This is a genomic window from Streptomyces sp. NPDC028910, assembly GCF_055564955.1.
In genome coordinates, this window is the sequence record NZ_JBVHVF010000004.1 from 222,636 (window position 1) to 240,910 (window position 18,275).

The 18,275-nt window shown below is 73.0% G+C and carries 17 protein-coding genes and 1 pseudogene; 12 read left to right on the top strand and 6 right to left on the bottom strand.

The features are described 5' to 3' along the window. The first annotated feature begins 144 nt into the window (after positions 1 to 144). The 3 genes from ACZ4TV_RS07975 to ACZ4TV_RS07985 all read left to right on the top strand — a co-directional run bounded on the left by ACZ4TV_RS07975 (position 145) and on the right by ACZ4TV_RS07985 (position 2,690). The gene (locus tag ACZ4TV_RS07975) at positions 145 to 963 is read left to right on the top strand and encodes a hypothetical protein (protein ID WP_468131884.1); all 819 of its coding nucleotides are present in this window, start codon (positions 145 to 147) and stop codon (positions 961 to 963) included. Between the two features lie 21 nt (positions 964 to 984). Next, positions 985 to 1,725, top strand: coding sequence for a hypothetical protein (locus ACZ4TV_RS07980; RefSeq protein WP_468131886.1), 741 nt, complete (start codon positions 985 to 987; stop codon positions 1,723 to 1,725). 170 nt (positions 1,726 to 1,895) lie between these two features. Beyond that, positions 1,896 to 2,690 carry a VOC family protein gene (locus tag ACZ4TV_RS07985; protein ID WP_468131888.1) on the top strand — a complete coding sequence of 265 codons (795 nt, stop codon included), beginning with the start codon at positions 1,896 to 1,898 and terminating at the stop codon, positions 2,688 to 2,690. A gap of 19 nt (positions 2,691 to 2,709) precedes the next feature. Here ACZ4TV_RS07985 and ACZ4TV_RS07990 read toward each other — a convergent pair whose 3' ends face one another. The 3 genes from ACZ4TV_RS07990 to ACZ4TV_RS08000 form a co-directional block, all read right to left on the bottom strand. Next, complete coding sequence (locus tag ACZ4TV_RS07990; RefSeq protein WP_468131890.1) at positions 2,710 to 3,513, bottom strand: enoyl-CoA hydratase/isomerase family protein; 804 nt, start codon at positions 3,511 to 3,513, stop codon at positions 2,710 to 2,712. 114 nt (positions 3,514 to 3,627) lie between these two features. After that, positions 3,628 to 5,862, bottom strand: a complete 2,235-nt coding sequence (locus ACZ4TV_RS07995; RefSeq protein WP_468131892.1) for an acetate--CoA ligase family protein — start codon at positions 5,860 to 5,862, stop codon at positions 3,628 to 3,630. A gap of 288 nt (positions 5,863 to 6,150) precedes the next feature. Beyond that, positions 6,151 to 7,326: a flavin-containing monooxygenase gene (locus tag ACZ4TV_RS08000; protein WP_468131894.1), complete on the bottom strand. Its 1,176-nt coding sequence runs from the start codon at positions 7,324 to 7,326 to the stop codon at positions 6,151 to 6,153. 175 nt (positions 7,327 to 7,501) lie between these two features. Here ACZ4TV_RS08000 and ACZ4TV_RS08005 point away from each other — a divergent pair, with 175 nt between their 5' ends. The 3 genes from ACZ4TV_RS08005 to ACZ4TV_RS08015 all read left to right on the top strand — a co-directional run bounded on the left by ACZ4TV_RS08005 (position 7,502) and on the right by ACZ4TV_RS08015 (position 9,229). Continuing rightward, complete coding sequence (locus tag ACZ4TV_RS08005) at positions 7,502 to 8,272, top strand: maleate cis-trans isomerase family protein (protein WP_468131896.1); 771 nt, start codon at positions 7,502 to 7,504, stop codon at positions 8,270 to 8,272. 85 nt (positions 8,273 to 8,357) lie between these two features. Continuing rightward, positions 8,358 to 8,810: a DoxX family membrane protein gene (locus tag ACZ4TV_RS08010; protein ID WP_468132262.1), complete on the top strand. Its 453-nt coding sequence runs from the start codon at positions 8,358 to 8,360 to the stop codon at positions 8,808 to 8,810. Continuing rightward, positions 8,774 to 9,229, top strand: coding sequence for a Zn-ribbon domain-containing OB-fold protein (locus tag ACZ4TV_RS08015; protein ID WP_468131898.1), 456 nt, complete (start codon positions 8,774 to 8,776; stop codon positions 9,227 to 9,229). The genes ACZ4TV_RS08010 and ACZ4TV_RS08015 overlap by 37 nt, the downstream gene beginning before the upstream one ends. Before the next feature lie 35 nt (positions 9,230 to 9,264). Here the strand turns inward: ACZ4TV_RS08015 and ACZ4TV_RS08020 are convergent, their stop codons facing one another. Then, positions 9,265 to 9,951: a pyridoxine/pyridoxamine 5'-phosphate oxidase gene (locus ACZ4TV_RS08020; protein ID WP_468131900.1), complete on the bottom strand. Its 687-nt coding sequence runs from the start codon at positions 9,949 to 9,951 to the stop codon at positions 9,265 to 9,267. Positions 9,952 to 10,056: 105 nt separating this feature from the next. Here ACZ4TV_RS08020 and ACZ4TV_RS08025 point away from each other — a divergent pair, with 105 nt between their 5' ends. Together ACZ4TV_RS08025 and ACZ4TV_RS08030 are read left to right on the top strand one after the other, a co-directional pair. Next, on the top strand, positions 10,057 to 10,341 hold the full coding sequence (locus tag ACZ4TV_RS08025; RefSeq protein WP_468131902.1) for a hypothetical protein: 285 nt from the start codon (positions 10,057 to 10,059) through the stop codon (positions 10,339 to 10,341). 48 nt (positions 10,342 to 10,389) lie between these two features. Then, positions 10,390 to 10,602 (top strand): annotated as a pseudogene (locus ACZ4TV_RS08030) (DNA-binding protein); the annotation flags it as partial. A gap of 39 nt (positions 10,603 to 10,641) precedes the next feature. On the opposite strand, the gene ACZ4TV_RS08035 reads toward ACZ4TV_RS08030, so the two are convergent. After that, positions 10,642 to 11,835 carry a thiolase C-terminal domain-containing protein gene (locus ACZ4TV_RS08035; RefSeq protein WP_468131904.1) on the bottom strand — a complete coding sequence of 398 codons (1,194 nt, stop codon included), beginning with the start codon at positions 11,833 to 11,835 and terminating at the stop codon, positions 10,642 to 10,644. Between the two features lie 189 nt (positions 11,836 to 12,024). Between ACZ4TV_RS08035 and ACZ4TV_RS08040 the strand changes: the two genes are divergently transcribed. Further along, positions 12,025 to 13,221, top strand: a complete 1,197-nt coding sequence (locus tag ACZ4TV_RS08040; protein WP_468131906.1) for an acyl-CoA dehydrogenase family protein — start codon at positions 12,025 to 12,027, stop codon at positions 13,219 to 13,221. 83 nt (positions 13,222 to 13,304) lie between these two features. After that, positions 13,305 to 13,757, top strand: a complete 453-nt coding sequence (locus tag ACZ4TV_RS08045) for a nitroreductase family deazaflavin-dependent oxidoreductase (RefSeq protein WP_468132264.1) — start codon at positions 13,305 to 13,307, stop codon at positions 13,755 to 13,757. 75 nt (positions 13,758 to 13,832) lie between these two features. Here the strand turns inward: ACZ4TV_RS08045 and ACZ4TV_RS08050 are convergent, their stop codons facing one another. Beyond that, on the bottom strand, positions 13,833 to 14,480 hold the full coding sequence (locus ACZ4TV_RS08050; RefSeq protein WP_468131908.1) for a TetR family transcriptional regulator: 648 nt from the start codon (positions 14,478 to 14,480) through the stop codon (positions 13,833 to 13,835). Positions 14,481 to 14,731: 251 nt separating this feature from the next. On the opposite strand from ACZ4TV_RS08050, the gene ACZ4TV_RS08055 reads away from it, so the two are divergent. Next, complete coding sequence (locus tag ACZ4TV_RS08055; RefSeq protein WP_468131910.1) at positions 14,732 to 15,526, top strand: VOC family protein; 795 nt, start codon at positions 14,732 to 14,734, stop codon at positions 15,524 to 15,526. A 320-nt stretch (positions 15,527 to 15,846) separates the two neighbouring features. Next, complete coding sequence (afsK, locus tag ACZ4TV_RS08060; protein ID WP_468131912.1) at positions 15,847 to 18,273, top strand: protein serine/threonine kinase AfsK; 2,427 nt, start codon at positions 15,847 to 15,849, stop codon at positions 18,271 to 18,273. The last annotated feature ends 2 nt before the right edge of the window (positions 18,274 to 18,275 follow it).

Here is an 18,275-nt window from a genome sequence, read left to right on the forward strand (position 1 = left end):
GTACCGGCCTGAAGAGGACGCGCGAGCGGACACCGGCATGATCAACTCGCCTGTGACGCAGCAGACATGACGCCGCATCACACGCACCGCAGGGCGTGTGTAAGGTCGTGGCCAACGACAACGACGTCGGTGGCTGGAGTGGTCATGGGCAACGGCTTTCGCAACCGGGCCGAGCGGATCTCACTGTGCGCGGTGGCGGCGGCGGGCATCCTGGTCGTGCTCGCCGACCTCCTCGGATGGCTCGACAAGATGGCCCCCGGGGGCACGCTCCCGAAGATCACGCTGCTCATTCTGAGCACGGTCACGCTGTTCCTCCTGATGGAGGTCGACCGCCTGAAGGTGCTCGACACCATCAACACGCAGATCTCCGGCCTCACCCTCGACGGCCTGACGGGCGAGCTCCGGCGCCAGCACTACCGCGGCGTGACGAAGGTGCACCCGAGCTTCTCCGACGAGGAGTTCAAACGGCTCGTGGGAGACGCGCGGCGCGAGGTGGCCATCCTGCAGACCTGGATCCCCAACCTCGGCGCTCTTGACGAAGAGCTGGAGAAGGCCATCACGGAGCGGAACGTCGAGGTGCGCATCCTGCTGCTGCACCCGAAGTCCGCCGTGGCGGACCTGCGGGACCAGGCGTTGCGCGACACGAGCAGGAGGGTGGACGTGAACGCGAGCCTGGACATCCTCAGTACGGTCCATGACCGCCTTCCGCAGCGGCTCCGGAGCAAGCTCAAGGTGCAGATCTACAACTCCCTGCCGTCGATCGCCGTCTACAAGGCCGACGAGCGCTATCTGGTCAGCTCGTTCCTGCACGGGCAGCTCGCCATCCATTCCCCTCAGATCGAGATAGAGGGGTGCGACACCGTGATGGGCCGGCAGGTGCAGAAAGAGCTGGACACCTTATGGGGCATCGGTCGCGCGGTGGACCTGCGCGACCCGGCGCGGTCGATCGACTCCAGCTATTGATCCGGAAGAAGGGCTACGGCCGTGCGGGAACTGGACACGTTCGAGGACGAACTGATCGAGCAGTACAAGCAGCACCCGGTGCTCGCGAACATCACGCGGCTCCCGGAGGAGGAATTCGCCGAGATCCTGCTCCAGCGGCGCTTCGTGTCCCTCGCCTTCACCCCGGCCTACGACCTGGCGATCGACCTCCTGCAGGACGAGACGGGGCTGCGGATCGCCCGGGCCATCCTGCGCGAGGAGTACCCGGACGACCGCGGGCACAAGAAGTCGCACCGCGAGGACATGACGGACGACATGCTCCAGCTCGGGGTCTCCAGGGCGGCCCTCGTCCAGTCGAGGCCGACGGCGGCGACGAAGCGGGTCATCGAGGACACCTTCGGCCTGATCGCCGAAGCGGGCGGCCGTGACCGCCCCGACCTGCGACTGTTGACGATCCTGCGGTTCTGGGGCGAGATCCTGGTCTCCGTGGAGTACGGGCGGCTGTGGGAGCGCATGGAGCCCCTGCTGACGCGCGACGGCGAGAACCGCTCGCGCTTCTACTATCCGCACCACTGGCACGACGCCAAGAAGTACTCGCTGGAGAACGTGTCCCTGCTGGCCACCAACCACTCCGACCGGCTGGGCAACCGGCTGCGGGAGTTGTTCGACCGGGAGGGCGAAGGGGCCGCCGACTGCTTCAAGGAGGCGGAGCAGCGCTCGCTGGGGCTCAAGGTGAGCTTCTACGACCAGTTCCTGCCGGCGCTGGAACGCGTCGGAAGCTGAAGCGGGCGGGGGCGCCCCGCCGGGAGGGAGGGCCGCCGCCTTGCGGCCCCCGATACGCCCGCACGGGTGAAACGCCCCGCCTCCGTGCGTCCGTACGCCCGGGCGCGGGGGGGAGGCTCGGCATCGTGGCAGCGACCTCGTACCGTCGCCGTACCCCCGGGAGGACCCCCATGCTCGGCACCGACTTCCGTACCGGCTCACCCAACTGGCTCGACCTCGGCAGTCCCGACACGGGCGCGGCCGCCGCGTTCTACGGCGCCGTCCTCGGCTGGGACTTCGCCTCCGCCGGGCCCGAGGCGGGCGGGTACGGCTTCTTCCAGCGGAACGGGAAGACCGTCGCCGCGCTCGGGCCGCTCACCGAGGAAGGGGCGACGTCCGCCTGGACGGTGTACTTCAAGAGCCCCGACATCCAGGCCACGACCGAGGCCGTCAGGGCCGGTGGCGGGCGGGTCCGGACGGAGCCCATGGACGTCATGGGCGAGGGCTGGCTGGCGCAGTTCACCGACCCGCAGGGCGCCGACTTCGCGTGCTGGCAGCCCGGGAAGACCGCCGGCTTGCAGCTCGCCTCCGAGGAGAACTCGCTGGTGTGGGTGGAGCTCCACGTACCCCGTCCCGAGGCCGCCATCGCGTTCTACTCCGGGCTCTTCGAGTGGCGGTACGCCGAGATGGAAGCGCCCGGCATGACGTACCGGGTGCTGAGCACCGCCGAGGGCGACATGCAGGACACCTCCTTCGGCGGGGTCGCCGAACAGGGGGAGGGCGCGGGCGCCGGGTCGAGCATGGTGCCGCGCTGGGTGCCGTACTTCCACGTGACGGACGTGGACGCGACCGTCTCGACGATCGAGGGGAACGGCGGCGCGGTCCTGATGCCGGCGGAGGACGTGCCGGACGTCGGCCGGATCGCGTGGGCCTCGGACCCGGCCGGGGCCGTGTTCGCGCTGCTGAAGCCGAACCCGCAGACCTAGGGGGTGTCCGGCGTGTCGCTCAGCGGCCGAGGTACTTGGGCGTGCGGCGCTCCACGAAGCCGGCCACGCCCTCGTTCGCGTCGGCCGTGGTCATGTTGATCTCCTGAGCGGTGGCCTCGGCGGCCAGTGCGGCCGCCCGGTCACCGTCCAGGGAGGCGTTGACCAGCTGCTTCGTCAGGGCCAGGGCCCGGGTGGGGCCCTGGGCGAGCCGCTCGGCCCACGCGCGGGCGGCCGCCTCCAGCTCCTCGGCGGGGACCACCTTGTTGACCAGGCCGAGGCGCTCGGCGTCGGCCGCGGGGACGGCGTCACCGAAGAACATCAGCTCCTTGGCCTTCTGCGGGCCGACGAGGCGGGGGAGCAGGTACGCGCCGGCGCCGTCGGGGACCAGGCCGCGGCGGACGAACACCTCGATGAAACGTGCCGGTTCGGCGGCGATGACGAGGTCGCAGGCGAGGGCGAGGTGCGCGCCGAGGCCGGCGGCCGTGCCGTTGACGGCGGCGACGACCGGCTTCTCGCAGTCGAGCACGGCGGTGATCAGGCGCTGCGCGCCGAGGCGGATCATGCGGGCCACGTCGCCGGCGATCCGGTCGCCGGCCCCGCCGGGCGCTCCGCGCAGGTCGGCGCCCGCGCAGAAGCCCTTGCCGGTGGCGGTGATGACGACGGCGCGGACGGCGGGGTCGGCGGAGGCGTCGGCGAGCAGGGTGATGATCCGCTCGCGCTGGTCGTGGGTGAGGGCGTTCATGGCCTCCGGGCGGTTGAGGGTGATCCAGGAGACGTTGTTCTCGGTGCGGTGCAGGACGTGGTCCTCGGGGGCGCGGGTCATGGGTGCACTCCTGTTCCATCTCAGCCCCGCCAGGGGGTCCCCCCCGACGGAGTCTGGGGGAGTTTGAGGCGCGGGGTCCGGGGCGGAGCCCCGATCTTTCAGCCTCGCCGGGGGTCAGCGGCAGATGGCGAGGGCGTCCAACGCCACCGCCCCCTGGCCGCGGGGCAGGACCATCAGGGGGTTGATGTCCAGTTCGGAGAGTGCGTCGCCGAGTTCCAGTGCCATTCGCTGGATCCGGAGGATGACCTCCACCAGGGCGTCCACGTCGGCCGGGGGCGCTCCCCGTACGCCTTCCAGGAGCGCATGGCCGCGCAGTTCCGTGAGCATCGCGCGGGCCTGGTCCTCGCCGAACGGCGGGACGCGGACCGCCGCATCGTGCAGCACCTCCACCAGGACCCCGCCGAGGCCCACCGTCACCGTCGGGCCGAAGAGGTCGTCCTGGGTGACGCCGACGACCATCTCCACCCCCCGCTCCACCATCTGGCAGACCAGGATGCCGTCCAGGGGGACGTTCTCGTAGCGGGCTATGTCGGTGAGTTCGCGGTACGCGTCGCGGATCTGGCTGGCCGAGGTCAGGCCGATCTTCACGAGGCCGAGTTCGGTCTTGTGGCCGAGCTGCGGGCCCGAGGCCTTCATCACCACCGGGTAGCCGACCAGTCCGGCCGCGCGCACCGCCGCGGCCGCGCTGGTCACCAGCTGCTCGCGGGGGACCCGTATCCCGTAGGCCCGCAGGAGCTGCTTCGCCGCGTGCTCGCTGAGCTGCTGTCCCGGCCGCATGAGGGCCTGCGCCTTGCGGTACGAGGGCGAGGGCGTGCGCGGCGCGTCCTCGAAGGGCGAGCGGTATCCGGCGGTGAAGCGGTGGTGGCCGAGGTAGGCCCGTACGGCGGTGATGCAGTTGCCGAAGGTACGGAAGGTGGCCACGCGGGAGGAGCCGAGGAGGGTGGTGCGGTAGGCGTCCTCGGTGCCGACGGGGGAGCCCCAGATCACGCAGATCAGTTTGTCGCTCCGCTCCGCCGCGTCCACCAGGTCCTGCGCGAGCTTGTCGCTCATCGGGGGGAAGGGGCCGGTGATGGGGCAGATGAGGACGCCGACGGACGGGTCGGCGAGGATCGCGTCGATGATCTTCCGGCCGCGCCAGTCGCCGACCGGGTGGCCGCCGTTGTCGACGGGGTTGGCGACGTTCAGGTACTTCGGGATCCACTGGTGGAGCTCGTCCTGCTTGGCCCGGGAGAGGGTGGGCAGGCTCAGGCCCGCCTCGGTGGCCAGGTCGGAGAAGTGGGCGCCGGTGCCGCCGGAGATGGAGTAGACGACGACCCCGTCGGCCTTCGGCTTGCGGGCCCGGGCGAGCAGTGCGGCCGTGTCCTGGAGCTCGTCCAGCCCGTCGACGCGGATGACACCGAACTGGCGCATGGCGGCGTCCACGACGGTGTCGGCGCCGGTCAGCTTCCCGGTGTGGGAGGCGGCCATGCGGGCGCCGGTCTCGGTGCGGCCGACCTTGACGGCGACGACGGGGACCCCGTTGCGTGCGGCCCGGTCGGCGGCGAGCAGGAAGGACCGGCCGTCCTTGAGGCCTTCCACGTAGCAGGCGATGGCCCCGACCTCGGGCTGCTCGGCGAAGTAGGAGATGAAGTCGGAGGTCTCCAGGTCGGCCTCGTTGCCGGTCGGCGCCCAGTGGGAGAGCCGTATCCCCAGCTCCTGGAGGGTGTAGATGGGCCTGCCCTGGTGCCCGGACTGGGTGATCAGGGCGATCGCCGGGCCGTCGAGGTCGTCGCGGAACTCCTCGAAGGCGTTGAGGTTGGTGTTGGGGCCGAGGAGGCGCAGGCCGGAGCGCCGGACGGCGGCGCCGAGCCGGTCCTGGGCGGCGGCGCCCGCGTCGCCGGTCTCGGCGAAGCCGGAGGCGAAGGCGACGGCGAACCTCACCTTGGTCTCGGCCAGTTCCTCGATGACCGGAAGCGGGTCGGCGACGAGGAGGACGGCGAGGTCCACCTGTTCGGGCAGCTCGGCCACGGTGGGGTGGCAGGTCAGCCCGAAGACGGTGGGGCGGGTGGGGTGCACGGGGTGGATCCGGGCGCCGACGCGCTCCGCCCAGGCGATGAGCTGGCGGGTGATGCCGGTGTTCGGTCTGCCCTCGGCGTCGGAGGCGCCGATGACGGCCACGGACTCGGGCCGGAAGAACCGGTCCAGGTCGGGCACGTCGGCGTGCAGCGGCCGTCCGCTGACGTCGACGGCGACCGCGTCGTCGGCGGAGGGTGCGGCCGACGAGTGGACGGCCGTCCTGGGGGACTCCCCGCAGGCCTCGACACGTGCGCGGAAGTCGGTGGTGAGGGTGCCGTGAGTAGATCCAAGCATCGTTCCGCCCGCTCCTGCTCGATGAACCTCGATGGAACTCGATAACTGACGTGTAGTCAGATTACTGAACTGACGTGTCGTCAGGAACAGGGCTGCAGCAGGAAAGCTGGTGGAGGTGATGTGTCGAACGGTGGCAGATCCGCAGGGGCGGGTCCAGAGTGCCTTTCCGGCCGGGGGAGGCGGGCGGCGCGGCCCTCTTGCCCGGCCTGTCCCGGGCAGGCCTCCGGGCTCCGGGCTACGGGCCCTCTGCCCGGCCGTCCGCCGGGCGGGCTTCCGGGGCCGGGCCCTCTATCCGGCCGGCCGCCGGGCCAGGGCCTTGGCGATTCTCTCCGCGTCCAGGGCCATCTCCCGCAGCATCCCGCTGATCGGGTTGGTGAAGCCGGTGAAGTACAGGCCGCGGGCCTGCTCGGGGCTGCGGGCGCCGTGCGTACGGGGCCGGCCCCGCTCGTCCAGCACTCCGAGGTGGCCGACCAGCCCCTCCAGCGCGCGGCGGTACCCGGTGGCCGCGATCACCGCGTCCGGGGTGATCCGCGAGCCGTCCGCCAGCACCACCTCGCCGCCGTCGAAGGACTCGACGGCGGCCACCGGCTCCACCGTGCCGCTGCGCACCGCGTCGATCAGGCCGACGTCCTGCACCGGGATCGCCCCCTCCGTGACCCTGCTGTAGAGGCCGGTGGCGGGGCGCGGAAGCCCGTACGCCGACAGGTCCGGGACGGACGCCCTGGCGACGAGCGCGCCCAGCCGGTCCACGAGCCGCACCGGCAGCCGTCGTACGAGGATCCCGCTGCGCTGGGCCGGCCAGCCGGCGGTGGAGCGGCGCATGATGTGCGGGGGCGTGCGCACGGCGAGCCGCACCCGCGCCGCGCCGCCCTCGCCGAGGTCGACGGCTATCTCGGCGCCGGTGTTGCCGACGCCGACGACGAGGACGTCCTGGCCCGTGTACGGCTGCGGGGCGCGGTAGTCGGCCGCGTGCAGCAGCCGGCCGCCGTACGTGTCCAGGCCCGGCCAGTCGGGGAGCGCGGGCGTGTGGTTGTACCCGGTGGCGACGACGACGGCCGCGGCGGCCAGCACCCGCCCGCCGGTGGCGTGCAGGATCCAGCCGTCCTCACCCTCCGGGGCGGGCTCGATCCGGGTCACCTCGACGCCCGTGACGAGTTCCAGCTCGTGGAACTCGGCGTACTTCTCCAGGTAGCGCACGACGTCGTCGCGCGAGACCCAGCGCCCGAAGCGGCGCGGCATGGCCAGGCCGGGGAGGGCGGACAGCCGGCGCGTGGTGTGCAGGTGGAGCCGGTCGTAGTGGCGCCGCCAGGACGCGCCGACCGAGTCGGACTTTTCGACGACGACCGCGCGGACCCCGCGGGCGCGCAGGGCGGCGGCCGCGGCGAGGCCGCCGGGGCCGGCCCCGATGACGTACACGGGGCGGGGCTGGGTGGTCAGGTCGGGTGCTGAGGGGAGTCCGGACATGAGGTGTGATCGTATCGCCACGCTGGGTTGATGGGTCTCGGACAAGGAGGGAATCGATTGCGGATCGGTCACGGCGGGTTTGCGGCGCGGCTTGTCGCCGGAGCGCCCGCCCGCTGACAGGGTGGGCGGTCCGCGGGGGTCCGGGTCCACGGGGGGAGGAAAGGAGCTGGTACCGATGTGGCGACCCGACGGCTGGGACGTACGCGTCCGCCTGGGTGTCCTTACCCCGCACGCCGATGTCGGACCCGAGTCGGAACTGCGCGCCATGGCCCCGGCCGATGTGGGCCTGCACGCCGCCCGCGTGCCGTTCAGCGCGATGGGGCCGGGCGGCTCGATGGCCCCCACCGTTCCGCTCGCCCCGCTACGGGCCTTCGCCGAGCCGCCGGGCGTGGACGAGGCCGCCGAACTGCTGGCGGCCGCGCCGGTGGCGGCGATCGCCTTCGCCTTCACCAGCTCCGCGTACGTGATCGGGGTGCGCGGCGAGGCGCAGATGCTGGCCCGCCTCTCGGCCCGCGCCCACGGCCTGCCGGTGGTCGCCACCTGCGCCGCGACGGTCGAGGCGCTGCGCGGCCTGGGCGTCACGCGGCTCGGCCTCGTCGATCCGCCGTGGTTCGGCGCCGAGCTGAGCGAGCTGGGCCGGGACTACTACGGGGAGGCCGGATTCGAGGTCCCGTACGCCGCCCCGTGCGGCCTGCCCAGCGGTCAGCCGCTCATCCGGCCGCGTGCCCTGCACGACTGGGTGGCCTCGTACGTTCCGGACGAGGTCGAAGCGGTCGTCATCGGAGGCAACGGCTTCCGGGCGGTCGGCGTGATCGAGGCACTGGAGACCACCCTCGGCCGCCCGGTCCTCACCGCCAACCAGGTCCTCCTCTGGGCCGCTCTGCGCGCGGCCGGCGCCTCCGCCGAGGGCGTCAGCGGCTACGGCGGGCTCTTCGCGAACCCGTAGGGCCCGGCCGAGGTCTTGCGCGCTCGCCCCGCATCCGCTGAACTGACGTTCCGTCAGGTAAGAGGACCGAGGGGTGGGGCTGCCGATGCAGACCGTCTGGCTCAGTGGCGCCGAGTGGCTCGCCGTGCTCCGGATAGGCCTCGGCCTGTGGTGGCTGGAGAGCTGGCGGCACAAGGACAAGAAGGGCTGGTTCGAGCGCGGCACCGGCATCGCATGGGCCGCCGACGTCGCGAACAAGCACCGCTGGACCTTCGTCAAGGGCGGCTTCCAACGGGTCGTCGCGCCGCGGCCGAAGACGATGGCGTACGTCGTCGTCTACGCGGAACTCGCGCTCGGATTGGGTCTGGTGCTCGGCCTCCTGACCCCGATCGCACTGGTCGGCGGGCTGCTGCTGAACCTGCTGTACCTGGTGCTGATGATCCACGACTGGGCCGAGCAGGGCCAGAACGCGATGATGGCGCTCATCTCGCTCGTCGCGCTCCTTGCCATGTCCTGGCAGACATGGTCGCTCGACGCGGCGATCGGACTGTTCCTGTGAGCGGCACGGCGCGGTACGACCTCCCGGAGGCGGACGACTTCACCCGCCCCTACTGGGACGCGGCGGCGCAGGGCCGGCTCCTGCTGCGGCGCTGCGCGGACTGCGGGCGGGCGCACCACTACCCGCGCGAGTTCTGCCCGTTCTGCTGGGCCGGGGAGGACCGGGTGACGTGGGAGCCGGCGAGCGGCCGGGCGACCCTCTACACCTGGTCGGTGATCCACCGCAACGACCTCCCGCCGTTCGGCACGCGCGTCCCGTACACGGCGGCGGTGGTCGACCTGGCGGAGGGCCCGCGGATGATGACCGAGGTGGTGGCCTGCGAGCCGGCCGACCTCCGCATCGGCATGCCCCTGACGGTCACCTTCCGCGAACCGGCGGACGGGGTGCGGGTGGCGGTCTTCCGGCCGGCGCCGGACTGACCTCCGGCGGGCCGCGTACGGCGCCTCCTCCCGGTTCAGGGCCAGAGCAGCTCGCGGACCCAGGAGCCGTCGGCGGCGCGGCGGTAGCGCAGCCGGGTGTGGCGGCGGGCGGCGTCGCCCTGGAAGAACTCGACCTCGGCGGGGTCCAGTACGTACCGCGTCCAGGTCGGAGCCGGGGCGTCCGGCTCGGCTCCGGCCCGCTCCCAGGCGGCCGCCGAGGCCCGCGCCAGCTCCTCCGTGGAGCCGAGCACCTCGCTCTGCCGCCCCGTGAGCGCGGCGGCGAGCGCGCCCTGCGAGCGGACCGCCAGGTCCGCCCGGCTCTCCTCGGGCCCGCAGGCGGTGACCGGGCCCCGGAGCCGGACCTGCCGGGCCACGGTCGGCCAGTAGAACCCGAGCGCCGCCTGCGGCTGCGCGGCCAGCTGCATGCCCTTGGCACTGGTGGCGTGCGAGGCGAAGTGCCAGCCCCGCGCGTCGACGTCGTGCAGCATCAGGGTCCGCACATCGGGCCGCCCCGCGCCGTCCACCGTCGCCAGGCTCATCGTGTGCGGCTCCAACTGCCCGGCCCGCGCGGCATGCACGAACCACTCCCGAAACAACGCCACCGGCTCGCCGGGCGCCCCTGCGACGTCGAACCCGGGCAACGGACCGTCCCACACGCGCAGGGAATGCAGGGTGGAACGAAAGTCGTCGCCGCTGATCTCGCTACTGCTCTCGCTGGTCATACCGCCAGGCTAGGGCGCGGGTCCACGGACGCCCACGGAGGTGTGGCGCGATCGAGCGCCCGGTGCGGAGGGAATCCTTTCCTACTTCTTTGACACTCTGGGAAGGTGGCTGAGAACACGTATGGCATCGGCGAGGGGCCTGCGGCAAGAGTGAGTCTGTCGCTGCCCGAGGGGACGGCGGAGGCGATCCGCTCGCGTGTGGGCAAGCGTGAATTCTCCGCTTTCGTCACCGCAGCCGTCGAGCGTGAGTTGCGAGGTCAGGTCCTCGACGAATACCTGGGCGACTATGAGCAGAGGCGCGGCCCCCTGACCGCAGAGTCCCAGCAGGCAGCCCGGCGTGTCTTCGACGAGGTATTCGCGGAAGGCGAAGAGTGGCCCGCCGCACGTTGAGCCGAGAAGGCACCCTGCTCCTGGACAGTGAGGGCCTGTCCAACTCCTTCAGGCGTACGCGTGATCTCCGTGGGGGATGAGGAAGCGCGGGCTGCCTCGGCCCTCTTGATGGAGGCCGGCCTGCACGGCCACAAGTACGCAATTGACGCGGCTGTTGCGGAGGGCGCTTTGCGGCAGCGTCGCCCCGTCGTTCTGCTGACATCGGATGTCGACGACATGACGAAGCTGTGTGGCAGTCGCGTACACATCGTTGGCGTCTGAGACGGTGCCGCGAGGACACCCATCCCGCGCCCGCCCCCCTCACCCCCGTCCCAGGATCACCGTTCCCGATGAGCAGAACCAGCCGCCCGTGCCCGATGTCAGGGCGACCTCCGGGAGGTGGCCGCCGGGTTTGGTGACCTGGCCGGGGCCCGCCTCGCCGCGGAGTTGGCGGACCGCCTCGACCAGGAGGAACAGGCCGCGCATGCCCGGGTGGCAGGCCGAGAGGCCGCCGCCGTCGGTGTTGACCGGGAGTTCCCCCTCGCGCAGCAGGCGGCCCTTCTCCACGAAGGCGCCGCCCTCGCCCTTCGCGCAGAAGCCGAGGTCTTCCAGGGTCACCAGGGTCATGTACGTGAAGGCGTCGTAGATCTCCGCGAGGTCCACGTCCGCCGGGGTGAGGCCGGCCCGTTCGAAGGCGATGCGGCCCGAGACGGCCGCCGGGGACACCGTGAAGTCCTCCCACTCCGACATGGTGGTGTGGGAGACCGAGGTGCCCGAGCCGAGGATCCAGACCGGGGCCTTCGCCGTGTCGGGTACGTAGTCCTCCGCCGCCAGGAGCACCGCGCAGCCGCCGTCCGAGCGGATGCAGCAGTGCAGCTTCGTGAAGGGGTCCGCGATCATCTCGCCCGACAGGACGTCGTCCACCGTGATCGGCTCGCGGAACATCGCGTCGGGGTTGGTCCCCGCGTTCGCCCGGGCCTGTACGGCCACCGAGGCGAGCTGCTCCAGCGTCGTCCCGTACTCGTGCATGTGGCGGCGGGCGGCCATGGCGTACTTGGAGACCAGTGTGTGCCCGTACGGGACCTCGAACTGCAGCGGTCCCCGCGCCCCGAACGACAGGTTCGCGGTCCGCCGCCGGGCCTTGATGTCCGCGCGGGCCGTGGACCCGTAGACCAGCAGCACGGCATTGGCGTGTCCCGCGGCGATCGCGTCCGCCGCGTGCGCGGCCATGACCTCCCAGGTCGAGCCGCCGACCGAGGTGGAGTCGACCCAGGTGGGGCGCAGGCCGAGGTACTCGGCCACCTCGACCGGCGCGAGCGTGCCGAGGCCGGCCGAGGCGAAGCCGTCGATGACGGAGCGGTCCAGGCCGGAGTCGGCCAGCGCGCGGCGGGCGGCTTGCGCGTGCAGCGCGTACGGGGTGGGGCCGTCCACCCGGCCGCAGTCGGAGAGGGCGACGCCGACCACCGCGACCCTCCGGCGGGCGCGGGACACGGGTCCAGGTGTGAGTCCAGGCATGGAGGGACGGTACAGCTGACGGTACGTCAGGTGCTAGTACGCGCGGTACGGGCATCAAGGCGCGGCCCGGCATCAAGGCGGCACCGCACCGCCCCGGCGCCGCCCCCACGCCGTCCGCCCCGCCCCCTGTGCATCTGGTCCGTGCGGGCCTAACATGACGGCCCGTCAGATACGGGGAGGAGCCCGACGATGGATGCCGCCTTCACCGCGGAGCAGGACGAGATACGCCGTACCCTGCGCGAGATCCTGGGCAAACGCTGCGGCCCCGACGAGGTCAAGGCCGCCGTCCGCACCGCCGCCGGACACGACCGCGAGCTGTGGCAGCAGCTCGCCCAGCAGCTCGGGCTGCCCGGCATCGCCGTCGCCGAGGAATACGGCGGCGTCGGCTGCGCCCCCGCCGACCTGGCCCTGGCCTGCGAGGAGACCGGGCGGGCGCTGCTGCCCTCGCCGCTGCTGGCCACCGCCGCGCTCTGCGTGCCCCTGATCACCGCCCTCGGCACCGCCGGCCAGCGCTCGGCCCTGCTCCCGCCGCTGGCGGCCGGCGGGCTGACCGCCGCCCTCACGGTTCCCGGCCCGGCGCTGGCCACCGCCCTCGCGCTGACCGGCGAGGACGCCGCCGGGCAGTGGTCCGGCGGCGGCCGCGCCGGCGGGGTCCAGGCCCGCGCCGACGAGGCGGGCGGCGGCTGGCGGCTGTACGGGGAGGCCGCCCAGGTGCTCGACGGGCACAGCGCCTCGCTGCTGCTGGTCGCCGCGCACACCGGCGGCTTCGCGCGCAGCCGTACGCTGCTGTTCCTCGTACGGGAGGACGCGCCCGGGCTCGTCCGCACCCGGCAGGCCGTCCTCGACGAGACCCGCCCGCAGGCCAGGGTCCAACTACGGGACACGCCTGCCGAGTTGCTGGGCGAGGAAGGGGCGGCCGACGTCCCCGGCGCCCTCGCCGCCACCGGGCGCACCGCCTCCGCCGTGCTCGCCGCCGAGGCGGTGGGCGCGGCCGACCAGGCGCTCGCCCGCACCGTGGAGTACGTACGCCAGCGCGAGCAGTTCGGCCGGGCCATCGGCTCCTTCCAGGCGGTCAAGCACCGGCTCGCCGACCTGTACGTACGGGTGCAGGCGGCCCGCTCGGCGGCCTACTACGCCGCCTGGGACCCCGGCCAGGGCGCCCTCGCCCTCGCCCAGGCCCTGGAAACCCTGCGGATGACCGCGGGCGAGGCGATCCAGCTCCACGGCGGCATCGGCTTCACCTGGGAGCACGACGCGCACCTCTACTTCAAGCGGGCGGCGGCGGACGAGCTGCTGTTCGGCCCGGTCCACCGGCTGCGGGCGCACGCAGCGGACCGCGCGGGTCTCTTCACCTCCCCTGCGGAACCCGAGAAGGTGGCCGTCTGATGGCCGGCGTGACTCCCGACGGCGGCGCTGCCGGCGGCCCCGGACCCGGCCCCGGCCCCCGATCCCGCATCGGCGTCAAGCTGATGCAGAAGGTCTCCTCGACCCTGCTCTTCGCCAAGATCGCACCGCACTTCATCCCCGCCATGGACAAGGCGGTGCACAAACTCACCCGTGGCAAGGTCATGCTCAGTGCCCAGATGCTGCCCGGCGTGATCCTCACCGCGAAAGGCGCCAAGACCGGCGAACCGCGCACCACCCCGCTCGCCTGCATGCCGGAGGACGGCGGGGCGAGCTGGATCCTGATCGGCTCCAACTTCGGTCGGCCCGGGCACCCGGCATGGACCGGGAATCTGCTCAAGCACCCGGACGCCGAAGTGAGTTGGCAGGGCAAGGACATCGCCGTACGGGCCCGGCTGCTGGCGGGGGAGGAACGCGCGGCGGCGTGGCGGGCGGTGCTGAAGTTCTGGCCGCCGTACGCGACGTACCAGGCGCGCATCGAGCGCGAGATCCGGCTGTTCCGCCTGGAGCGACGCTGATCACAGGCGGGCCGCACGCGGAGACGTGCCGGCACGAGGCCGGCCGGGGCGGCGGACCCAGGAGAGGGTCCGCCGTTACTTGGTCGGCTTCTTGCCCGTGATGCCCAGGTGGACGAGCAGCGCCAGATTCGGCTTGAGCTCGGCCTGCTTGACGCCCCAGGTCTGGAAGCCCTTCTGGTGCGAGGCGACCGCGGCCAGCATCGCGACCAGCGAACCGGCCATCGCCGCGGGGCTGATGTCCTTGTCGACCTTGCCCTTGGCCTGGAGCTCCTTCATGGACTCCGTCAGGGAGTTGGTGACCGAGTTCAGGATCTTCATGCGGATCTTGTAGAAGCGCTTGTCGCCCTCGGCCGCGCCGAGGTCGACGACCCGCAGGATCGCGTCGTTGCGACGCCAGAAGTCCAGGAAGCCCTCGACGAGTTCCTCGGCGGCCGTCCACCCGGACTTGCCGACCCAGGTCCGGCCCTCGACGAGCGACGTCAACTGCGCGCCCTCGGTGGCCATTTCCTCGGCGATCTCCAGAACGGCGCCCTCGACGTCCGGGAAGTACTGGTAGAAGGTCGCGGGGGAGGTACCGGCCTTGCGGGCGACGTCGATCACTTTGACGTCGCGGTACGGCGAGGAGCTGAGCATCTCGCTGAGGCAGTCGAGCAGCTTCTGCCGCGTCGCCTGGCCGCGCCGGCCGGCGACACGCCCGTCGACGGTGCGTACTTGTCCTGTCATGCCGTCAGCTTACCGAGGGGTGATCGGCGCGCTATTCGGCCGCCTGCAAATGGGGTTACGGGGTCCCTGGCCTGGGCGGGAGGCGGCCCCGGGAGGCCGCGGGGGCGGATTCCGGCCGGGGCAGGGCGCCCGGTTCCGCGAGGTTTCCCCCGAATAGTCTTATCAACAGGCTGTGGACAAGTTTTCGGGCGGACCATGGCTGAGAGAGGTGAGAGGGTACACACCCCCGCACAACGGAAGGAACCGGGCCCATGGCCGCATTCGCGGAAGGCGCACCCTGCTGGGTGGACGCCTCGCTTCCGGACGTCGAGGCGGGCAAGCGCTTCTACGGCGAGCTCTTCGGGTGGACCTTCGCAGACAGCGCGGGCGCCGAGTACGGCCACTACACGCAGGCCTACAGCCGGGGCCGCAACGTCGCCGCCCTCGCCCCCAAACCCGACGGCCGGATGCCCACCGTCTGGGGGGTCTACCTCTACACGACCGACGCCTACGCCTGTGCGCAGCGCATCCGCGCCGCCGGCGGCCAGATGGTGATGGACCCGATGCCGGTCGGCCCGTACGGCACCGCCGCGCTGGCCGCCGACCCCGGCGGGGCCGTCTTCGGCCTGTGGCAGCCCGGCACCCACCACGGCTTCGAGGCGCAGAACGAGCCGTACACGTACTGCTGGAGCGAGGTCTACACGCGGGCCCGCGACGCCGTCGACGTCTTCTACGCCAAGGTCTTCGGCTACGTCCCGCAGGACCAGGACGACGCCGGCGTCGAGTACCGCATCTGGTCCCCGCCCGGCAGCGCCCCCGGCACGGACACGGCCGTCCTGGGCCGCAGCCTGATCACCGACGCCTTCCCGGAGATCATGCCGGCGCACTTCCTCGTCTACTTCGCCGTCCCGGACTGCGACCAGTCCGTCGCGACGGTGCAGCGGCTCGGCGGCCGGGTCACCGCCGAACCCTTCGACACCCCCTACGGGCGGATCGCGGTCGTCGCCGACAACCAGGGGGCGGTCTTCGGGCTGCTCTCGGAACTCCGGACGAAGCCGGAGGCGTAACCGGCGCAGCCGCCTACCGGACCCGGGGCCTGGCGGGCTCCGCCTCGGGCAGGCCGGCGGGCCCCGCCCCGGGCGGTCCGCGGGGCAGCGGGCAGCGCATCGGGCAGCGCATCGGGCAGCGCATCGGGCAGGTTCTCGGGCGGATCGACGGGCAGATCACACCCGGCTGCTCGACGTGCCGGGGCCGGACCCGGCCCGGGCCTGACAGAATCGGGGTGCGCGACCCGGGCGGCGCCCGGAGCGAGACGCGGCAGGGGGCAGGGCCCCCTGCTGGTGGAAGCGGGCCCGGCGAGGGTCCGTACGGGGAGGTGTGGAGGCGAGTGGTGGAGCAGCTGACGCAGCACGACCCGAGACGGATCGGCCCCTTCGAGGTGCTGGGACGGCTCGGCGCCGGCGGCATGGGGCTGGTCTATCTCGCGCGGTCCGCGTCCGGACGGCGGGTCGCGATCAAGACGGTGCGGACCGAGCTCGCCGAGGACCAGCTGTTCCGGGTGCGCTTCACCCGCGAGGTGGAGGCGGCGCGCGCCGTCTCCGGCTTCTACACCGCGGCCGTGGTCGACGCCGACCCGCGCGCCGCCGTGCCCTGGCTGGCCACCGCCTACGTACCGGCGCCCTCCCTGGAGGAGATCGTCAACGAGTGCGGACCCATGCCCGCCCAGGCTGTACGGTGGCTCGCCGCCGGCATCGCCGAGGCCCTGCAGTCCATCCACGGCGCCGGCCTCGTCCACCGCGACCTGAAGCCGTCCAACGTGCTCGTCGTCGAGGACGGCCCGCGCGTGATCGACTTCGGCATCGCGAGCGGCGTCTCCAACACCCGCCTGACCATGACGAACGTCGCCGTCGGCACCCCCGCCTACATGTCGCCCGAGCAGGCGAAGGACTCGCGCAGCGTCAAGGGCGCCAGCGACGTCTTCTCGCTCGGCTCCACGCTCGTCTTCGCCGCCACCGGACACCCGCCGTACCACGGGGCGAATCCGGTGGAGACGGTCTTCATGCTGCTGCGCGAGGGCCCCAATCTGGAGGGGCTCCCCGAGGAGCTGCGGCCGCTGATCGAGTCCTGCATGCAGATGGACGCCACGCTGCGGCCGACCCCGGCCGACCTGCAGGCGCAGCTCGCCCCGCACCTGTTCGACGGCGGCGACGACAGCGGCACCGCCTCCGCGTGGCTGCCCACGCGGGCCGTCGCGATGATCGAGGCCCGCCGCGCGGGGAACCGTACGCCCGCCGCCGCGGTGCCCGCGCCCGCCCCGGGCCCGGGCGCCGCCGCGGCCGGTTCGCGCGGGCCGGTCTCCGGGCCCGCCACGCACCGCCGCCAGCGCGGCGTCGACGCCTGGGTGGACCCGCGCACCGGCCAGGCCGTCCCGCAGCGCCCGCACCACCCGCCCATGTCCCCGGTGCCCTCGGGCGAGCCCGTGCGCCTCGGCGGCTCACCGGTGCCGATCGGACCCGGGCCGCGCGCGACCGCCGCGGCCCCGGCCGCGCACGCCTCCGCCGCGGACTCGGCGACCGGCTGGATCCGCCCGCCCGGCGGGGCGGCGGCCACCCCGTCCCCCTCCCCCTCCCCCGCCCCCTCCGCCCTGTCGGCCGTGCCGAGCCCCGCCCCGGCCCCGGACAGCGGCCGCTGGCGCCCGTGGCGCTTCCGCATGTCCAACGAGGTCTGGGGCACCCCGACCGTCGCGGGCAACCTGCTCTACGTCACCTCCTTCGAGGTCCACGCGCTGGACGTGGCGAGCGGCCGCCGCCAGTTCAAGACCCGCGACGTCGCCTGGTCCATGGCGGTCGCCGACGGCCGGATCCACGCCTCCGACGGCCCTTCCCTCTACGCGCTCGACGCGGCCGACGGCTCCGAGCGGTGGCGGCTGTCCACCGACGCCTGGGTGTACGCCCTGCGCGCGGACCGGGGCACGGTCGTCACCGCCACGCGCGGGGGCGGCGTACAGGGCTGGGAGGCGTCCAACGGCCACAAGCTGTGGGAGCTGACCGGCGCGCAGAGCGACTTCGAGACCCCGGAGGCGGCCCCCGTCCTCCATGACGGCACGGTCTACGTGTGGCAGGACGCGCGGCTGCGCGCGCTGGACGCCCGCAGCGGCCGCGAGTCCTGGTCGTACCCGATCGGCGACGCGGCCTCCTGCGGGAACGTCCCGGTACGGGTCACCCCGGGCCCCGACGGCAACGTCTACGTCGCGGCGGGCACCCGGGTGCTGTCCGTGGACCGGGCCTCGGGCCGGGTCCGCTGGCACTTCGAGGCTCCCGCGGTCTTCCTGGCTCCCCCGGCCTTCGCGCCGGGCGCGGCCGTCACGGGCGGCGGGGTCTACCTCGTCGACTACCTGGGCACCGTCTACGCCCTCGACGCGGCCAGCGGCCACGACCGCTGGCGGATCGCGACGGAGTCGCGGCAGTCCTCGGACCCGGTGCTCGTCGCCAACGGCAACGTCCACCTGGGCGCGGGCAGTGCGCTCTACACCCTCGACGCGGTCACCGGCACCCCGAAGTGGCGCTTCGCGGCCGGCGGCGAGATCACGGGCCTGCCGGCGGTCGCGGACGGCCGGGTGCACTTCGGTTCGGCCGACCACTGCCTCTACACCCTGGACGCGGCGGGCGGCCAGCTCCGCTGGAAGCTGGCCACGGGCGGCGAGATCACGGGCGCCCCGGTGGCCGACGCGGGCGTGGTCTACGCGTGCAGCAAGGACCGCTGCGTGTACGCCCTGGACGCGGCGAAGGGCACGGGCACCCGTACGGGCGGTTGACC